We start from the raw sequence: 17,638 nt of genomic DNA on the forward strand, positions 1-17,638 counted from the left end.
ATAATGGTAAATAGATTGCAGCATATAAAATAACACGCAGGGAAAACTCCTGCGTGTTTCGATTTCAGCCTAGATTTAAATATAAATTAAGTAATTAACTGAACTTAGGTTTATTTCGTAAAAAAAGCGTTGATACCAACACAAAAGTTGCTTCTTGTTAGTAGAAGCATAAATGATTCTTACACTATAACTTGTAAGAACCATTGTACTTTCATAGAAATAATTAATTTCCAACAACCCCAGGTGGATCTTGAGGCTTATTATCTAGCAGAACTCCGTTGCTTTGATTAGGATATATATTATAGTGGATAGTAACATCTACCCACAAAACTAAAGAAATGGTACATAATATAAAATATTTCATTAACTTTCTCATTTATATTCCCCCTTATTACTTAACAAGCTTTTTAATATATTATTACTTATACGAAGATACTGATTAGATAATAAAAGATCACTTTCTTCGTAATAAAAAGAAATCTTCTCTGCATATTCTAAAGCCTCTTTTAGTTGATTTTCCCTTTCCATAATAGGTAGACCATGACGAATTAAATAGTGAATTAAAAGTTCTTCCTCTCCTAATGCTTGTAAATACAACACATTTAACCTCACATATTCAGGACTTTCTTTGTTTTCCAAAATATAAAGTTCCTCTTTTAACATCTCAACTACTTTTTTATACTCTTGCATTTCTACAAGAATTTGTGCAATATTTCCTAGCGTTAAGTAGTAGTCTTCTGTATATTTTTGCTTTAACTGCAATGATTTATAATAATAATCCAATGCTTCAGCTGGTTTTTTCTGAGAATAATACAAAAAACCTAAATTATGCAAAGTTCTTGCCGTTTCTGAAACATTTTGTATCAATTCAGCATCATCTAGCATCTCCAATAACACTGTTTCAGCTGTCTTATATTCACCTGTCCTTATAAGATGAATTGCAATAATTGTTTTAACATGTAAGATACGATAAATATTACTCGTTTCCTGAAACACCTTTAAAGCTTTATAACCGAAATATATAGCTAAAGTGGAGTGATTCAATTTACTATGTACTAAAGCTTGGTAATAATAATATTCTTTTATTTTATCGCTATAAATTTCAACGGATTCACTAATATCATTTAATACTTTTAATGAAGTCGTTAACTCCTTCCTTTTAAAATAATATATAGCATATAAAAAATCTGATAAATACCTTTCGTACTGGGAAAATTTTCTTTTATACCTATTAATGCCGCCAAACCTTTTTTCAACCTCATCCAATTGATCTAGAAACAAATAGTATCGTAATTCACATAATTCATATAAAAAAATAAGCTTTGTGCAACTTATATACTCTTTGTGATTGTTCAAAAAGTTGTATAAAGAGTTTGCCTTTCCTTTGTTTAGCCGTTCTATTGCATCATAAAAAGCATCTATTTTCTTCTGAAAATCTTGGATTTTTCTCTCTTCCTCTTCAACAGATACTCCTAATCGCTCACATAATAATTTTAAAGTATCTAAATTTGCTTCTTTTGAGTTATTCTCTATTTTGCTTAGATGTGTAACTGAACATATTCCCCTGCATAATTGTTCTTGTGTCTTGCACTGTTTTTTTCGATGATAGTAAATAATTTTTCCAATACCCATATACTCCCCCCCCTTCCAATAATTCCTATGTAAAATTTTATCAACTATTCACTGAATATTCAATAAAATATAAGATTCCATAAAAAAAGGAAGATACCATTAATCGTTTGTCACGTTAATCGTACCTCCTCTTCTTTTTCATTAATTACTAGCGTGGCTTTACTTACACTCTTCTAATATCTATAAAGCTGTTATGCTAGATTTTAAGAATTATACAGTTCCATAACTTTCTCCACTACAAGCTCAGCAGTCCCCTCTTCTGGAGGCATCCACAAATTTGTAACCGGTCCATACACCACAGGATTGAGTTCTACTTCATATCCTCCGTATGTATATTCTTCTTTTGTAGGTAGATAACCAACATAACCGTTCGTATAGCCGCCAAAAAAGACAAGTTCGTTATTCAATCTTTCTTTAATTTCTAGGGCTGTTTCTGAAAATGGTTCCATTGGTATTCCAGAATATGAACCTTCATTGATTTGAAATAACTGAATTTCTAAATCAATCGCTAACTGTCTCATATTTCGTTTGTATTTATCTAACATGATCGTAAGCCATTGGTCAGTATTTACGCCCCAATGTGTTTCCGCTAATTGTGCCATCTGCTTTATTCCATCGGGTTCGGGAATATCTTTTAATTTCATTGGTAATGTGCTTGAAATAGTTTTCAACTTTGAAATTGAGTTGTACGCAATTGTTGGCAACATCGTTAAGACATTTCCACTTACTACGTAAGCCATTTGTTTTAATGATTCCATTGAACCACGATATTTGGCATTCACATTTCCCGCGGCCCCCTGAACAATTATTACAGGACAGTTAAGTGTTCTTTCAAGGATCTCCCTTGCCAAACCTGGGTAATCGGCTGATAATATATCACTATCTCCCTTTAAAACATTTGGATGAGCAGTACAAAATACAATGATTCCGGTTAAATCCTTTGTTTGATCGTTTCTAATAGCTAGAACTCCGATTCGTTTATCCACAACTCCATTTACATCAGCACCCATTTTTGCTTTGCCATCAGGTGTTTTCTCTCTTCGATTTATCCCTATTTCCCCTAACGTTACGTTCCACCCAACTTCAGATGCTTGCATATTGTCATTTGCGATAATAGCCGCTCTTATTACATTAGTGATGAGAATTGTTTTATAAGGCATTATTAACTCATCATCGCCAACTGTTTCGGGACCAGAATGCGTATGAGTATACACAACCATTATGTTTTCTAATGGAACATTTAGCTCATTTGCGATTTGTTCCCGAATGATTACAGTATCTTCTATTAACATTCCTATGTTGTCAATGCTTATAAATACGGTCTTTGTTTGATTGCTTTCAAACACATATGCTGTTGCATAAATGTGTTCATCAATATTACGAATTCCTGTTTCTCTATGGTATCCGATGAAGTCGATACCTAGAGGGGGTGTGATATCTACTTTATATATTCCTACTTTACTCATTTGGATCTCTCCAGTTATTTATGTAATTGGTTATTTCATTCAGTATTTGGTTTTGTATATTGAAATAAGAGTCCCATAGAAGGTTCTCCTTTTTTAAGAAAGTCTTAGTTCGTCGAATATTAATCCCATATATCAGGACGTTCCATTCCCATATTCCGCATATAGTCTAATAGTTGTCCTGTATGCACCGCCTCATGATAAGCTACTCTCATTAAAAAATCACCTAATGGTCGAATATATCCTGTAAATCCTTTATCACTTAAATCTGACCGGTCAATTTTAACGTTTACTAAATCGTCTTTTGTTAGAAATTTAATCAAGTTTAAGAATTTTTCTCTATATGGTAATGAAAATTCGAGTTCCGCTTCAATGGTTGTAAAGTTTCTCGAAGAATATGGTTCATCAAGGTTCTGTACACTTCCACAATTTTGGATTATTTGATAATAGCTATACTCAGATTCCAGAACATGTCTAATCATTTCTGCACATGTAAAAGCTTCATCATCAGGTTTCCAATTTAACATGTGGTTAGGAATGGCTCTCCATACTTTAATACTTCTACGTCTAACTTCTTCAAAATTCAAAAGAATTAAGTCATTCTCATTCATTTTAATCTCCCCCTTTGCACTTATAAATTAATAATACCAAATTTACAGAAAATAACAAGAATGTACGTTCGGTTAAATAAGGCTTCTCCTTTTTTGATAAACGCCAATGGTATTTCAAAAATAAAAAAGAACCGCTGATTCCAGCGGCCCTCACACATACTTCCGATGCACCATCTTCCCATCATAAGAAAACACAACATTCTTACTCTCCACAATCGACTCCATATGCACTGTTCTTCCCCATAATTGATAAATGTACGGCAATACTTTCTCTAAATATTTTAAATCTAGTTCAATTCCTTCATAGTAATGCTTAATGTATAGTTCTCCGTTCTTTAAGTGGTCTCCATCTTCGACCATTAAATATGGGAAACCGCCGTTTGTTCTCATATTGATGAGCTGATCGCGGACATTTTCCCAATCCTTATCAATGACTTTATAATCTTTTCCTTGGCGCTGGAATAAGTACATATCTTCGCGCATGACAAGTTCTTTGTTTAAGTAATTTCGCAGGAATGATACGTCCCATTCAATTTCGCGCACTTCAAACATTTTTTCTCTTCCGGAGTTCGGTTTTACGCCTTGTCGTATCATTTCTTCTGTCGGGTTATCGTAACGCTCTTCAATATCTTCGAAAATTTTGATACCGAGGTAGTACGGGTTAATACTTGTTTTTGATGGCTGCACGACTCCGGCGTTTAGCTTTGCGAATTCGATTGCTTCGTCTGAGCTTAAGTCCATTTCGCGGAGGATGCGTTGATGCCAATACGAAGCCCAGCCTTCGTTCATGATTTTCGTTTCAAGCTGCGGCCAGAAATACAGCATTTCCTCACGCATCATCGTTAAAATATCGCGCTGCCATTCTTCTAGTTCGCGGCTGTATTGTTCAATAAAGAGAAGTAAGTCTTTTTCTGGTTGCGGCGGAATTTTTCTTTTCTTCCGTGCATTAGGCAATTCGCGTTTCTTATTTCGATTTTCTAAGTTCCATAAATCATCGTACGGCGTAGGGGCCTTTCTTGTTTGTTCTTCCTCATCATGATCATCTGCACTCCACGACAGCTTTGGTCTCATAAGTGAAGGGTCAATGTGCTCTTGAATAGCCAACACTGCATCTAAAAACGTTTCGACTTCTGCTTTTCCGTATTTATGCTCATAATTTTTCACTCTCTCTGCCGTTGCCGACATACTTTCGACCATATCCCGTTTTGTGTTAGAGAATCGAATATTATTTTTAAAGAAGTCACAATGTGCCAATACATGAGCAACAATCAGTTTATTTTGAATGAGTGCGTTTGTATCTAATAGAAAGGCATAGCACGGATTCGAGTTAATGACGAGCTCGTATATTTTACTCAGCCCTAAATCATAGTGAAGTTTCATCTTATAAAATTGTTTTCCAAAGCTCCAATGCGAAAAGCGCGTTGGCATCCCGTACGCACCAAATGTATAAATAATGTCTGCTGGACAAATTTCATAACGCATCGGATAAAAATCTAAGCCAAACCCTGTGGCGATTTCCGTAATTTCCGCAATTGCATATTGCAATGCTTTCTCCTCATTGCTTCTCATCTTTTTCCCTCCTTACACATTCCCTTATGAAAGTGTATGAATAGAAGCAAGCTTTCATGAAGATTATAGAAACTCCCTCCATTTATTTTGTTTTGTAGATGCGATTCACTTGAAAAACATGTAAAATTTTCTTTAGAAAAACAGTCATTACAAAGGGGGCAATATTATGAAAACAATCATGAAAGTTATGACAATACAATCATGGGAGAACGCAAAGGAAAAAGGAGTAATTGTCGAACCTTCTTTACACGAAGAAGGCTTCATTCACTGTTCATTTCTGAATCAATCATTACAAGTTGTTCATAAACATTTTGCATCAGAATCTTCTCTTATATTGTTAGCAATTGATGCCGATCGTGTGGAAGCTGAAATTAAGTACGAATTCGCTGCAAACGGAGAACAATATCCTCACATTTATGGTGTCATTCATACGAGTGCGATTACGAATATCTACACATTACATCAACATGAAGATGGTACGTTCACTCTTCCAACAGAACTTGCATAACAAAAACAAATTAATCATTTATATTAAAGTTTGTTCAAAAATCCTGTCGAAATATTGGCAGGATTTTTTCTTAATCCACAAAAGAGTTATATTAAACTACTAAGGTAGAATAGTATAATTCAAGGAAAACACGTTAAATTCTAATGATTAATACAGTAAAATTTACTTAACACGAATTAAGGGGAAAAAATTATATGATAAATAATAAATTCCATATTGAGGTGGCTTTATATGCCTAAGATGGACAATGTACTAGCAATTCTATGGATGCTTAGCTCAGGTGAAAAAATTACTGCAAAACAAATTTCAGAAAAGTTAGAGATGAATATAAGGACTGTGTATCGTTATATTGATACACTTTCGACAAGTGGTGTACCTATAATTTCAGACACAGGACATAACGGTGGATATACTTTATTGAATAATTTTATTGAAGCTCCTCTTTTTTTTGATTCTGAGGAGCAAACATCACTATTTCACGCTGCTGTTTTTGCAAAAGAGGCCGGATATTATGGAGGAGAAGCACTAAATAGAGCTATTTCAAAGCTAGGTAAATATTCAAACCAAGAGCAAGAAACAAAGATAAACCAACATTTAACCAGTCTTGAAGTAATAAATCGAATCAGTTCCCTCTCGATGGAACCTTTCTTGAAGGAGCTGGAGCAGACCGTAGCTGACGGATATTCTGTAAAAATTCAATACCATAAAAATGGCGAAGAGCAATCAAAGTATAGATTGGTTGATCCATACAGAATTATTTATTGGAATAATAGGTGGTATATGATTGGATTTTGTCATCTTAGAAATGATATCCGCAGTTTTAGAGTAGAGAGAATTGAGAGTCTAATGCTAACTGGAAATAAGTTTAACCGGCCAGAAAATTTTTCAGCACGTGACTTTTTTTTGAAAAACCTTCTTCCCACTATAGAAGATAAGAAGGAGATTATTTCTTTAGTTATTAATGGAAATAAAAGTACGTTACATGATGTTTGCCAACATTGGTTTTTAGGACATTATTTACATGAACGAACTCCGAATCAAGCTGTATTCCTTCTTGAAAAAAATATAATACATACATATGTACCTTATTTACTTTTACCGTACGGCAAATCCATTCAAATTATTGAGCCAATAAGTCTTAAGAAAAGACTTATTGAAGTTCTGTCGGAATTAATACAATTTCATCAAGTATGATAACTTCCCTGACATTAGCTGTCAGGGAAGTTATTTTATAATAGGCTATATCAATAGTGATTGGAGTGTGATTGGATGCAAACAAAAAAAGTTTATCTTTATGTATTTCATACAATGTCAGACTGGGAATATGGATATTTAATTGCTGAACTAAACTCAGGAAGATATTTCAAAAAAGATTTAGCACCTTTAAAAGTAGTTACAGTAGGAACTACTAAAGAAATTATTACTACAATGGGAGGATTGAATATAAAACCAGATATTTCCCTTGATGAGTGTACTCTCGAGAGTAAAGATCTTATCATTTTACCTGGAGGAACTACTTGGGGAGAAGATATTCACCAACCTATCTTAAAAAAAATTGGCGAAGCTTTAAAGCTTGGCACTATTGTTGCTGCAATTTGTGGTGCAACTGAGGGACTGGCGAATATTGGATACCTAAACTCTAGAAAGCATACAAGTAATAACTTAGAGTATATTAAAATGGTCTGTCCTAATTATAAAGGAGAAAAATTTTATGAGATGGGGCCTGCAGTATCTGATGTGAATTTGGTTACTGCATCAGGAATAGCCCCTCTAGAATTTGCGGTGGAAGTACTGAAAATTTTAGATGTATTTGCACCAGATACATTGCGTTCATGGTATAACCTACATAAGACTCATAAACCTGAATACTTCTTCCAGTTAATGAATTCAATAACTAGATGAGCCTTAATAGCATGTTCTTTTGCTAATAATGATGGACTGTTCTTCAAGAATCAGGCGTGACTGTGAAATAACACTGTTAGAAAATAATCAGTCTTTTTTATAAAGTGAAACTTTAATCAGTGGGGGTTTTCTTCATCCCCCACTGATTATTAGTTGAACCAATCGGGCTTTTACGGGCCTTCTTAAGAAAAGCGGAAGCGGCTCGTTCAGAATCGTAGGACGCCCACGCCCCTGACAGAGAGGCGCTTTTGGCCTCGTCCGAGGGGGCGCCGCTAGAGCTGGACCTTGCTTTCGCTGAATTTTGAGGTGGGAGTATTACTGCCCACGAATAGCGGGATAAAAACTAAATCTATCCGGAAATAAAATCAACGTTTGCAGCACACTTTTAATCAAACTTTATTTCAAACCAGCAGTGAAGGCTAAAGCCCCCTCACTGCTGGAAATTTCGCTTTATCCCTCAACAATCTCCAACTTCTCCACAATCGGCGTACGCGCTTTCCCTTCTGGTACTTTATCAAAATAGCCAACATGTAAAATACCAACAACTCGCTGTCCCTTCGTTAAACCGATTACTTTCATAAAATCAGGATTGTAAATGAGCCCTCCCGTTTTCCAAACCGTTCCTAATCGATGTTCCCAAGCTAGTAGCTGGAAGTTTTGTATAAATGCACATACCGCAGCATAATCTTCATCACGCTGCACTTGGCGCGGGTCTTCATCCATGTAAACAACGATTTGAGCTGGTGTATTCATAAACCGTTCTGTTAACATGTTTCCGCGCTTTTGTCTTTCTTCTGCTGAAAACGAGCTTAACACAGCGTCTACTAATGTTTTGCGGCCGTTTTCTATAAATAATTTACATTGCCAAGGCTCGCGGTTCTTATGATTCGGCGCCCATGTTGCATCGTTTAATAGTTCTATTAACAATTCTTTTTCTACTGTTTTATTTGTAAATGTACGAATGGATCTTCTTTCTTTCACAACAGTTGCGATGGAAGTATAAGTTGTCATCTTTTCCTCTCCTTCATCATTTTCTATCTATATGTATACTTTTTAATTGATAAGGATTATCAATTTCAATTATAATCTAGTTTCCTTATACAAATCAATATTTAATACAGAAAAACCCGTTTCTTTTTATGACTATATAAAGAAAATCGCCTTACTTTATGTAAGACGATTTTCATAATTTAGGAAAACGTATGATAAACGTTGTTCCTTTATTTTGTTCACTCGTTACTTCTACCGTTCCATCGTGTAGTTTCACAAGTTCCTTTACAATTGATAATCCTAATCCAAATTCACCATAGCTATTCGTTCTAGAGGCATCTGCTTTATAAAAACGCGACCATATGGCAGCGACTTCTTCTTGTTTCATTCCTATTCCTGTATCTACAATTTCAATCGTTACTGTTTGTCCTTCTTCTTTTCCTCGTAATCGAATCGTTCCGTTCTCTGTAAATTGCAGACTATTTTTTGTGATGTTTAGTAAAACTTGCAGCAATCGGTCATAGTCAGCGTAAACAAATATGTGAGCCAAAACATCGATTTCAATTTTATTTCTGTTTTCTTCTGCCTGCAGTTCTAATTGTTCACTAACGACTTCAAAGATTTCCTTTACGTCAATTTCTTCTTTTTGAAGTGTAACTTCATTTGAAAGAATTTTTTCATAGTCTAACGTTTCATTAACGAGACGAATCAATCGCTTCGTTTCTTGTTCCATCATTTCATAGCAGCGCTGCTTTTTCTCCTCTGGAATGAGGTCATTCTTCATCCCTTCTACTAAACCATTTATTGTCGTGAGCGGTGTTTTTAATTCATGGGAAACATCAGCGATAAATTGACGTTTTCTCTTTTCTAAACGATTGATTTCTGTCTGTGCTTTTTGAAGCTGCTGTGCCATATTATTAAAATCATTTCCGAGCAAGCCAATTTCATCATATTGTCCGATAGGAATATGTACATCATACTGACCTTTTGCGATCATTGCGGTTGCCCCGCGAAGACGCTGGACCCGTTTTACTAAAGAGCGCGAGAAAAAAATACTGACTACGAGTACAATTAGAAACGTCACACCTGCTGCAATGAATAAATAACGATTCAATTCCGTAATTGTTTCAAGCGTGCTGTGAATAGGAGCTGTTAACATCACGCCGCCTTGCAGTTCACCATTTCTCATATATGGAATCGCGACAATTGATACAGGCTGTTCAAATCTGTTCACGTCTCGTTTTATTTTCACTGTTTCACCCTGTTGAATTTGCTTCCATTCTCCCGCACTTAACAATGGATTTTTCTTTACATGAACGGGTGATTGCGTAATTTCTCCCTTTTCATTAAAGATGAAAAACTTCGTGTCACGTGCACGTAGTAAACTAGAAAAATGTTTCAATTTCACAACATGAATATCCATCTCTTTTTTTTCAAGCTCATCAATAATTTTCGTCCCATAAGAAGTAAGCTCTTCTACCTTTGTCTCGTAAGCAAGATTTTTAGCTAAACTTAAAAACATGACACTTAATAGAATAAAGGCAACAAGTAAAACAAAAACGTAACTAAACAACAGCTGATAAAAATATTTAATCTTTTTCACAGCCAGCTACCACTTCATCAAATTTATAACCGACGCCCCACACAGTATGAATCCATATATGCGAGTCAGTTCTAATTTTTTTGCGAAGCCGTTTAATATGTACATCGACCGTTCGTTCATCTCCGTAAAATTGATAGCCCCAAATGCGTTCTAACAGCTGCTCCCTGCGAAATACTTGGCGCGGGTGCTTCGTAAAAAAGACGAGTAATTCAAATTCTTTTGGCGTTAAATTGTTTACTTTCTCACCGTCTAAAAATACTTCTCTCGTTTCTTCATTAATACGAAAATGATTCGTTTCACTTTTCATCTGATTTTTTGCTAAACGACGGACAACTGCCTTCATCCTTGCGATTAATGTAAGCGGACTAAACGGCTTTGTAACATAATCGTCTGCTCCAATTTCTAATCCTAGCACTTGATCCGCTTCACTATCTTTTGCGGTTAACATAATGATCGGAACGTCGCTGCTTTCTCTTATTTTTTGACATAGTTTTATACCGTCCATCCCTGGAATCATCCAATCTATAATAAGCAAATCCCATTCTTTCTTTTGAAACAATGCATATGCTTCTAAACCATCTGCGACAAATGTGGCTTGAAAGTTCTCTTTCATAAAAAACATTTCAAGCATGGAACACACACTCTCATTATCCTCTACAATTAATACATGCATCGCAGCATCTTCTCCATTCATTGAAATCTTTTTCTTCATTTTAAAGCTCTTATCCCATAGAAACAACTCTCTACTTCTCCTTATATATATCCATTCTAATTTTCAAACTTATTAGTCGTTGCTATGCATGGCCAGATGCTCTCTTCCTCCCTAAACAGAAAGGGTTTTTGACGTCGTTTTTTCAATTTGTACCTATTTAAAACATAATTTGTTCATAGTTTCGTCATACTTTTTGGATAAGCTATAACAAAAGCAATCAACTATATATAGGAGTGATTAACTATGAAGAAAAAGCTAGTAACAGGAATGTTAGCGGTATCACTATTATGCGGAGCAACGTCGCTAACTGCATACGCCTCTACGGATAGCTCACAAACAGCTACGAAGCACCATAAATTCATTTCTGAAGAGCAATACAAATCATTAACGGAAAAAGGCTATCAAAAGCGTGAAATTGGGAAAGCAGCTCGCATTGCTAAGTTAAGCGGAAAAGATATTAACACTGTATTAGACTACTATAAGCAAAACCAGAATTGGAAAGAGACTGCTAAGCACTTTGGCGTTGATAAGAAGAAACTGCATAAACATCATCTGAGTAAAGAGGCAAAAGTGAAGTTGTTTCAAAAAGTAGCAGACATGCAAAAATCGACGCCAGATCAAGTGAAACAAACAATGCGTGACTATGAAGTATCATTGTTCCAACTTGCAGTGCTCAACATTATTTCACAAAAAAGTAACACGCCTTTAAATGATGTGTTAAAAATGAAGAAAGATGGTATGAATGTAAAACAAATTGCTGAAAAATTAAACGTGAAAAAAGAGGATATACAAACAGAAATGAAGAAATTAAAAGCAGAATTAAAAATGAAAAAAGCAAGATAAGGAAGGAGTGTATATTCGCTCCTTCTTTTTTACTTCTAAAATTAAGCTGCGCTTAATATATGTTTATATACCTGTCCATTTTCGGAGGAATCTAAAGGAGGAATCTAAATGAAAAAGCCGCTTTTATTATGTTGTATGACAGGAATACTCGCATTTACAATGATTGGCTGTAACAATGCTGAACAAAAACAACCAGTAAAAGAAACGAGTTCATCACATCAACATCATACAGAAGAGCAAAGAGATATTGCCGAAACAACAAAAGGAATCGACACACTTCCTTCTTTCTTATCTGGAAATGATGCGCAAATTAAAAAGATTTATGCTGTGGCAGGACAACACGCTGAATTACTTCAATGGATTCCATGCTACTGTGGATGCGGTGAGAGCGTAGGACATAAAAGCAATAAAAACTGTTTCATTCGTGAAATCAAAAAAGATGGCCAAGTTGTTTGGGATTCTCATGCAACAACTTGTGTAAATTGCCTTGAAATCGCATTAGAATCGGCAAGGTTACAAGAAAAAGGAAAATCACCGCTTGAAATTCGAAAATACATTGATAATAAATATAAAGAAGGCTATGCAAAACCGACGCCTACTCCGATGCCAAAAAGCTGATTTTTTATGATGTATTAACATATTCCCCATTTAAGCGAAATAAAGACGAGGGATTATCTCCCTCGTCTTTTTGTGCCAAGCCCTCGCTCTGTTAACAAATTCTTTCAAGTGTATTTCCTTCTTTCTGTCACACACTATATATAACTCCTCATTAAAAGGAGGCACACAATGCACACATACACCGACTACGATAAAGCACTTTATTACACATATTGTTGCAATTGGGAGAAGCTGCTTGTACTTATGGTACAAACAGAAGATCAGTTGTTTTCAAAGCGAATTGAACACTTCCTACACGCGTATCAATACGGCAAAGATTTACCAGAAATTGATAAACAACTTCAACTGTTGTTTCAATATATTGATCATGCTACGCAGAAATCATATGCAGAACAAATCTATATGTAACAACCTAAACTCCTACTACGATAAGACGCTATCCCGATGCACTGGGATAGCGTCTTAGTATATTTTACCAACAGGTTGTTCATAATACATATTATGAAAATGAAGCAAACGGACGTGATGATGTGAAAAAACACATTTACTTACTTTTACTTATCGTACTATTGATAGCTGGTTGTCAAAAATCACCAAAGCAAACAGCTCCTAAATTTCAAGGAGCGAAAAACGAAAAAGGATTACTGAACGTACTCCTTATCGGCAGCGATTCACGCGGAGAATCACAAGCTAGAGCTGATACAATTATGATCGCACAGTATAATAAAGAAGCAAAAACGGTCAAGCTTGCTTCTATTATGCGCGATAGCTACGTAGAGATTCCTACATACGATAAAAAGTATAATAAAATTAATGCCGCCTACTATTATGGCGGTCCTGAATTATTACGAAAAACGATTCAACATAACTTCGGAATCGATGTATCTCATTACGTGACAGTGGATTTTGCTGCATTTGAAAAAATTGTAGATACTGTCGCACCAGAAGGAATTTCCGTAAACGTCACGCAGACAATCATCAATGATATGGGATTACATGTAGAGCCTGGTCCTCAGCGATTACACGGAAAAGAGTTATTAAAATATGCACGGTTCCGTCATGATGCCGAAAGTGACTTTGGACGTGTAGGGCGCCAGCAAGAAGTACTGCAAGCATTGCAAACAGCCTTTACCGAAAAAGTGCAATCTGTAGACGGCGTCTTCCAATTACCTATGATCGTTCATGACCTTCTCCCTTATATTCAAACGAGCATGGATACGCAAACGTTATTCTCACTCGGCAGTAACGTTCTCGCTCATCCTATTGAAAAAGTAGAAACGATGCGAGTCCCAATCGCAAACGGATACGAACCGAAAACATACGAACATGCCGGGGCAGTATTAGAACTTCATTCACAAAAAAATAAAGAAGCGATTCAAGACTTTTTTATGAATTCTACGAAAGCTGTAAACCACTAAAATCCCTTAACAGACAAGGTGTATCTCACCTTGTTTTTTCATTTCCGAGTTTTCAGCGCAAAAAACTTTTATTTTGTCGAATGTTTTACTTTCCTTTCTTCTCCTTCTCGTACTATAATTTTGTGTGTAACTATTATAAGAGAGGTATAAAAAATGGACCGTAAAAAAAAACAAGAAGCTCTGTTATTTACCGCTTGGGGAACTGCGTTTGTTGCTACACTCGGAAGCTTATATTTTTCCGAAATTATGAAATTCGAACCATGTACATTATGTTGGTACCAACGTATTTTTATGTATCCATTTGTGTTATTTCTTGGAATTGCAGTGGCGCGTAAAGATTATCGCATCGCCATCTATTCTTTTCCAATCGCAAGCATCGGCGCTTGTATCTCGCTATACCATTATGCTATTCAAAAGGTTCCTGCTTTTTCAGAAGCCGGTGCAGTATGCGGACGAGTTCCATGTACAGGACAATATATTAACTGGTTTGGCTTCATCACAATTCCATTTTTAGCACTAATTGCGTTTATCATCATTTCAATTTGTAGTTTTCTTTTATTAAAACAAACAAGGAGATGAAGTAATGAAGAAAATGTTTCTTTTTGGCGGTATTGTCATCGCTTTATTAATTACTATTTTTGCTGTATCAAACATGGAGAACAAAGAAGAAACAAAAACCGATTACTATACAAATAAAATTTCTTTAGATGATCTTCGAAAAAATATCCAAGAAAAGAAAGATCAAACAATTTATTTCTATAAAACAAGTTGTCCACACTGCCAAAGAGTATCACCAATTATTGTTCCAATGGCAAAAGATATGAACATTGATATGAAAGTGATCGACTTAGAAAATGAACCAGATGCTGTGTGGGATGAATTTAAAATTACAGGTACACCAGTGATCGTTCACTTTAAAGAAGGTAAAGAAGTAAGCCGCATTGAAGGAGAACAGCCGAAAGAAAACTTTAAAAAGTGGTTTACAAACATGAAAAAGTAACAAGAAAAGGAAACTCTCTGTATACATGAAGTGTGCCCAAAAATCTCACACTACTTGTATAAGGAGGGGGATTCTATGCCAGAAGTACGATGCTCTGTCTCTAACTGCTCATTTTGGGGACAAGGAAACTTTTGTCAAGCAACTGCCATCTTCGTACAACCGGACTCTCAAGAGGATACACACTCAGAAGACGAGTCATATACAGATACAATTTTATCTGGACAAGCAGTAGAAAGTTCGGCAACAACAAGCGTAGAAACATGTTGTCATACATTTCAGCCCAAACACTAAACCGCTGCCCATCTCGTACTGTATGAGATGGGCTTTCTTTTTATGCGCTCCCTTACTTCCAAGCATCATGCATTATTGCAATATATACAATAAGAATAAAGGCCGTTCCAATTAATGTAACCCAGCGATATATACTATCTTCACACTCCCTCGCTTCAACAAATGCCCATACAAATCCTACTAATAACAACAAGTCTACATACGGAATGTACATCGAAAAGATAAATGAAATAAACAAATATATAGCGAATAAGCATAATGTAATTAAAAAGATTTTAAATGCAAATTTACCATCTTCCTTTTCCACCCTATACTCCCCCTCATCTTTACAACATTCTATTCAAAGAGGGATTCAAGTGCGATATAAAGTGAAACTTCCAAATTGGGCCTTTACTGGCAATAAAAAAAGGATACCATGCCCAAATGGTATCCTTTATTTCACCTCATATTTTCGTTTATATATGTTACTTAATATAGAGTAAGGAACCTGCTCATATTTTACCGTTATTTCTTTGCCATCCATAATATACAAATTATTTCCTATATAATATAGCCCGTTCTTTCCTATCGAATACACAGGATATACTTCATTCGGTAATACGGTTTGAATTTCTGTAAATTTCCCGTTCGGTTCTTGCCAATATATTTTCGTCTGATCGATCGTTGTAATCTTCCCGATCTGTTCCTCCTCTAACACACGTCCGTTCCAGCTAACAACCCGGTATCCAAGTTGATGCGCCGCATATTCAGGTGATGTATGAAAACGAGTAATAATTACCTTCGTTTGTAGTGGAATTCGCTCATACAACCATTGAATATCCCGGTCATGCATACGAATGCACCCGTTTGATTCACGCTGGCCAATCGACCATTCACGATTCGTCCCATGAATGGCATATTCATTTTTATTTAAGCCCATCCACCTAGTTCCGAGTGGATTATTATGTGCACCACCCGGGATTTTTTTTCGATGATATTCTTTATTTTTATATTTATTAATAATGCAAAACGATCCTTCTGGTGTAGGTGTATGTTTCTTGCCAGTTGTAATCGGAAAAGTTCGCACATAATTTCCATCTTTAAAAAAAGATAATTGATTTGTTGTTAAATTGATAAGCAATAAATGATCTGCCTTCTCAGCAAAAGTGATCGGTACACATAAAAAAAAGAAAAGAAACAATAATGCAAGTGAACATGCTTTTTTCATCATTGTCACCTCAAAATCTCATCATGAAAATACTATGGTTCATTTAGTTTTTACTATAAAGTGAAACTTTAATCAGTGGGGGGTTTTTTTCATCCCCCACTGATTATTAGTTGAACCAATCGGGCTTTTACGGGCAGTTTATCTCCCACCTAACTTCTTTGCTTTTGCTGAATTTTGAGGTGGGAGTGTTACTGCCCATTAATGCGGGATAAATCCAATTCTTATGAACGAGAGCTGACCTTAAGGCCAGTTCTCAAAAATATCGGCGCTTTTTACAATATATCGGCGGAAATGGTACATTTATCGGCGCTATTTTTGATATATCGGCGCTTCGACACAAAATAAAGATTCCTCGACACATCCCGACATAAAAACTCCCTAACCGTTAACAATTACGCCTCCGTTAACGTGAATAATTTGCCCGGAAACATAAGTAGAATCACTTGAAGCCAAATAGACATACGCCGGTGCTAATTCATACGGTTGTCCTGGCCGTTTCATTGGAACATTGCTGCCAAATTCAGATACTTTTTTCTCATCGAAACTTGACGGGATCAGCGGTGTCCAAATTGGCCCTGGGGCAACGCCGTTAACTCGAATGCCTTTGGGAACTAAAGATTTTGCCAATGAACGTGTAAAAGAAACAATCGCTCCTTTTGTTGCTGAATAATCAATAAGCTGCTCATTTCCTTCATACGCCGTAATGGAAGCGGTGTTCACAATAACATCCCCTTGTTTTAAATGAGCAAGTGCCGCTTTTGTTATATAAAAGTACGAGAAAATATTAATCCGAAACGTCTTTTCTAGTTGCTCTGCTGTAATAAACTCTAAACCTTGCTGCGGATATTGCTGCGCGGCATTATTCACGACAATATTTAAACCACCCAATTGCGCCGCAGCCTCCGTTACAACTTGCTGACAATGCTGCTCATCACTTATATCTCCCGGAATTAACACGCACCGTGCACCTTGCTGTTCAACCCAGCGCTTCGTTTCTTCTGCATCTTCATGTTCATCTAAATATGCAATGGCGATATTTGCCCCCTCTTTCGCAAAAGCAATCGCTACCGCTCTCCCAATTCCGCTGTCTCCTCCCGTAATCAATGCGGATTTCCCTTTAAGCTTCCCGCTTCCTACATACTTCTCATCTATACATTTCGGGCGTGGATTCATGATTTTCTCAATTCCCGGCTGTTTCTCTTGATGTTGCGGGGGGAGTGTTTTCTTCGGTTGTTCCGTCATACTGTAAAACCTCCTTATCATATGTCTTT

21 protein-coding genes are annotated in these 17,638 nt (G+C 36.0%); 10 read left to right on the top strand and 11 right to left on the bottom strand.

Annotated elements, in window-relative coordinates; genetic code table 11:
• Positions 1 to 223: 223 nt before the first annotated feature.
• From BM211_RS26540 to BM211_RS16880, 5 genes are all read right to left on the bottom strand, one after another.
• A complete protein-coding gene (locus BM211_RS26540) occupies positions 224 to 376 on the bottom strand; it encodes a hypothetical protein (RefSeq protein WP_177206957.1) in 153 nt (50 codons plus the stop codon).
• Positions 373 to 1,632: a helix-turn-helix transcriptional regulator gene (locus BM211_RS16865; protein WP_090998677.1), complete on the bottom strand. Its 1,260-nt coding sequence runs from the start codon at positions 1,630 to 1,632 to the stop codon at positions 373 to 375. Before BM211_RS16865 ends, BM211_RS26540 begins: the two co-directional genes overlap by 4 nt.
• Before the next feature lie 203 nt (positions 1,633 to 1,835).
• A complete protein-coding gene (locus BM211_RS16870; RefSeq protein WP_090998679.1) occupies positions 1,836 to 3,098 on the bottom strand; it encodes a neutral/alkaline non-lysosomal ceramidase N-terminal domain-containing protein in 1,263 nt (420 codons plus the stop codon).
• Between the two features lie 119 nt (positions 3,099 to 3,217).
• Positions 3,218 to 3,706, bottom strand: a complete 489-nt coding sequence (locus BM211_RS16875) for a DinB family protein (protein ID WP_090998681.1) — start codon at positions 3,704 to 3,706, stop codon at positions 3,218 to 3,220.
• Positions 3,707 to 3,856: 150 nt separating this feature from the next.
• Positions 3,857 to 5,275: a SpoVR family protein gene (locus BM211_RS16880; RefSeq protein ID WP_035432966.1), complete on the bottom strand. Its 1,419-nt coding sequence runs from the start codon at positions 5,273 to 5,275 to the stop codon at positions 3,857 to 3,859.
• 166 nt (positions 5,276 to 5,441) lie between these two features.
• Here BM211_RS16880 and BM211_RS16885 point away from each other — a divergent pair, with 166 nt between their 5' ends.
• The 3 genes from BM211_RS16885 to BM211_RS16895 all read left to right on the top strand — a co-directional run bounded on the left by BM211_RS16885 (position 5,442) and on the right by BM211_RS16895 (position 7,685).
• The gene (locus tag BM211_RS16885) at positions 5,442 to 5,783 is read left to right on the top strand and encodes a DUF952 domain-containing protein (RefSeq protein ID WP_090998684.1); all 342 of its coding nucleotides are present in this window, start codon (positions 5,442 to 5,444) and stop codon (positions 5,781 to 5,783) included.
• A gap of 231 nt (positions 5,784 to 6,014) precedes the next feature.
• Positions 6,015 to 6,977, top strand: a complete 963-nt coding sequence (locus tag BM211_RS16890) for a helix-turn-helix transcriptional regulator (protein WP_090998686.1) — start codon at positions 6,015 to 6,017, stop codon at positions 6,975 to 6,977.
• A gap of 75 nt (positions 6,978 to 7,052) precedes the next feature.
• Positions 7,053 to 7,685 (top strand): type 1 glutamine amidotransferase family protein, encoded by a 633-nt coding sequence (locus BM211_RS16895; RefSeq protein ID WP_090998687.1) that lies wholly within the window; start codon positions 7,053 to 7,055, stop codon positions 7,683 to 7,685.
• A 450-nt stretch (positions 7,686 to 8,135) separates the two neighbouring features.
• On the opposite strand, the gene BM211_RS16900 is transcribed toward BM211_RS16895, so the two are convergent.
• The 3 genes from BM211_RS16900 to BM211_RS16910 form a co-directional block, all read right to left on the bottom strand.
• A complete protein-coding gene (locus BM211_RS16900; protein WP_035432974.1) occupies positions 8,136 to 8,696 on the bottom strand; it encodes a nitroreductase family protein in 561 nt (186 codons plus the stop codon).
• Positions 8,697 to 8,868: 172 nt separating this feature from the next.
• The gene (locus BM211_RS16905) at positions 8,869 to 10,278 is read right to left on the bottom strand and encodes a sensor histidine kinase (RefSeq protein ID WP_035432976.1); all 1,410 of its coding nucleotides are present in this window, start codon (positions 10,276 to 10,278) and stop codon (positions 8,869 to 8,871) included.
• Positions 10,265 to 10,951 (bottom strand): response regulator transcription factor, encoded by a 687-nt coding sequence (locus tag BM211_RS16910; protein ID WP_035433055.1) that lies wholly within the window; start codon positions 10,949 to 10,951, stop codon positions 10,265 to 10,267. The genes BM211_RS16905 and BM211_RS16910 overlap by 14 nt, the downstream gene beginning before the upstream one ends.
• A gap of 282 nt (positions 10,952 to 11,233) precedes the next feature.
• Between BM211_RS16910 and BM211_RS16915 the strand changes: the two genes are divergently transcribed.
• The 7 genes from BM211_RS16915 (at position 11,234) to BM211_RS16945 (ending at position 15,160) form a co-directional block, all read left to right on the top strand.
• Entirely contained in the window at positions 11,234 to 11,833 is a 600-nt protein-coding gene (locus tag BM211_RS16915; RefSeq protein WP_035432978.1) for a hypothetical protein, read from the top strand.
• A 108-nt stretch (positions 11,834 to 11,941) separates the two neighbouring features.
• On the top strand, positions 11,942 to 12,451 hold the full coding sequence (locus BM211_RS16920; protein WP_035432980.1) for a PCYCGC motif-containing (lipo)protein: 510 nt from the start codon (positions 11,942 to 11,944) through the stop codon (positions 12,449 to 12,451).
• Between the two features lie 168 nt (positions 12,452 to 12,619).
• On the top strand, positions 12,620 to 12,859 hold the full coding sequence (locus BM211_RS16925) for a YhdB family protein (protein WP_035432982.1): 240 nt from the start codon (positions 12,620 to 12,622) through the stop codon (positions 12,857 to 12,859).
• Between the two features lie 122 nt (positions 12,860 to 12,981).
• Positions 12,982 to 13,869: an LCP family protein gene (locus BM211_RS16930; RefSeq protein ID WP_090998689.1), complete on the top strand. Its 888-nt coding sequence runs from the start codon at positions 12,982 to 12,984 to the stop codon at positions 13,867 to 13,869.
• 153 nt (positions 13,870 to 14,022) lie between these two features.
• The gene (locus tag BM211_RS16935) at positions 14,023 to 14,448 is read left to right on the top strand and encodes a disulfide formation protein C (protein WP_035432987.1); all 426 of its coding nucleotides are present in this window, start codon (positions 14,023 to 14,025) and stop codon (positions 14,446 to 14,448) included.
• A gap of 4 nt (positions 14,449 to 14,452) precedes the next feature.
• Complete coding sequence (locus BM211_RS16940; protein ID WP_035432989.1) at positions 14,453 to 14,869, top strand: thioredoxin family protein; 417 nt, start codon at positions 14,453 to 14,455, stop codon at positions 14,867 to 14,869.
• Between the two features lie 75 nt (positions 14,870 to 14,944).
• Entirely contained in the window at positions 14,945 to 15,160 is a 216-nt protein-coding gene (locus BM211_RS16945; protein WP_035432991.1) for a DUF1540 domain-containing protein, read from the top strand.
• 52 nt (positions 15,161 to 15,212) lie between these two features.
• Here BM211_RS16945 and BM211_RS16950 read toward each other — a convergent pair whose 3' ends face one another.
• The 3 genes from BM211_RS16950 to BM211_RS16960 form a co-directional block, all read right to left on the bottom strand.
• Entirely contained in the window at positions 15,213 to 15,467 is a 255-nt protein-coding gene (locus tag BM211_RS16950) for a hypothetical protein (protein WP_035432993.1), read from the bottom strand.
• Between the two features lie 126 nt (positions 15,468 to 15,593).
• Positions 15,594 to 16,367 carry a L,D-transpeptidase gene (locus BM211_RS16955; protein WP_035432995.1) on the bottom strand — a complete coding sequence of 258 codons (774 nt, stop codon included), beginning with the start codon at positions 16,365 to 16,367 and terminating at the stop codon, positions 15,594 to 15,596.
• A gap of 378 nt (positions 16,368 to 16,745) precedes the next feature.
• Entirely contained in the window at positions 16,746 to 17,609 is an 864-nt protein-coding gene (locus tag BM211_RS16960; protein ID WP_035432998.1) for an SDR family oxidoreductase, read from the bottom strand.
• Between the last annotated feature and the right edge of the window lie 29 nt (positions 17,610 to 17,638).

This window comes from Bacillus sp. 491mf (assembly GCF_900112415.1).
Lineage (GTDB): Bacteria > Bacillota > Bacilli > Bacillales > Bacillaceae_G > Bacillus_A.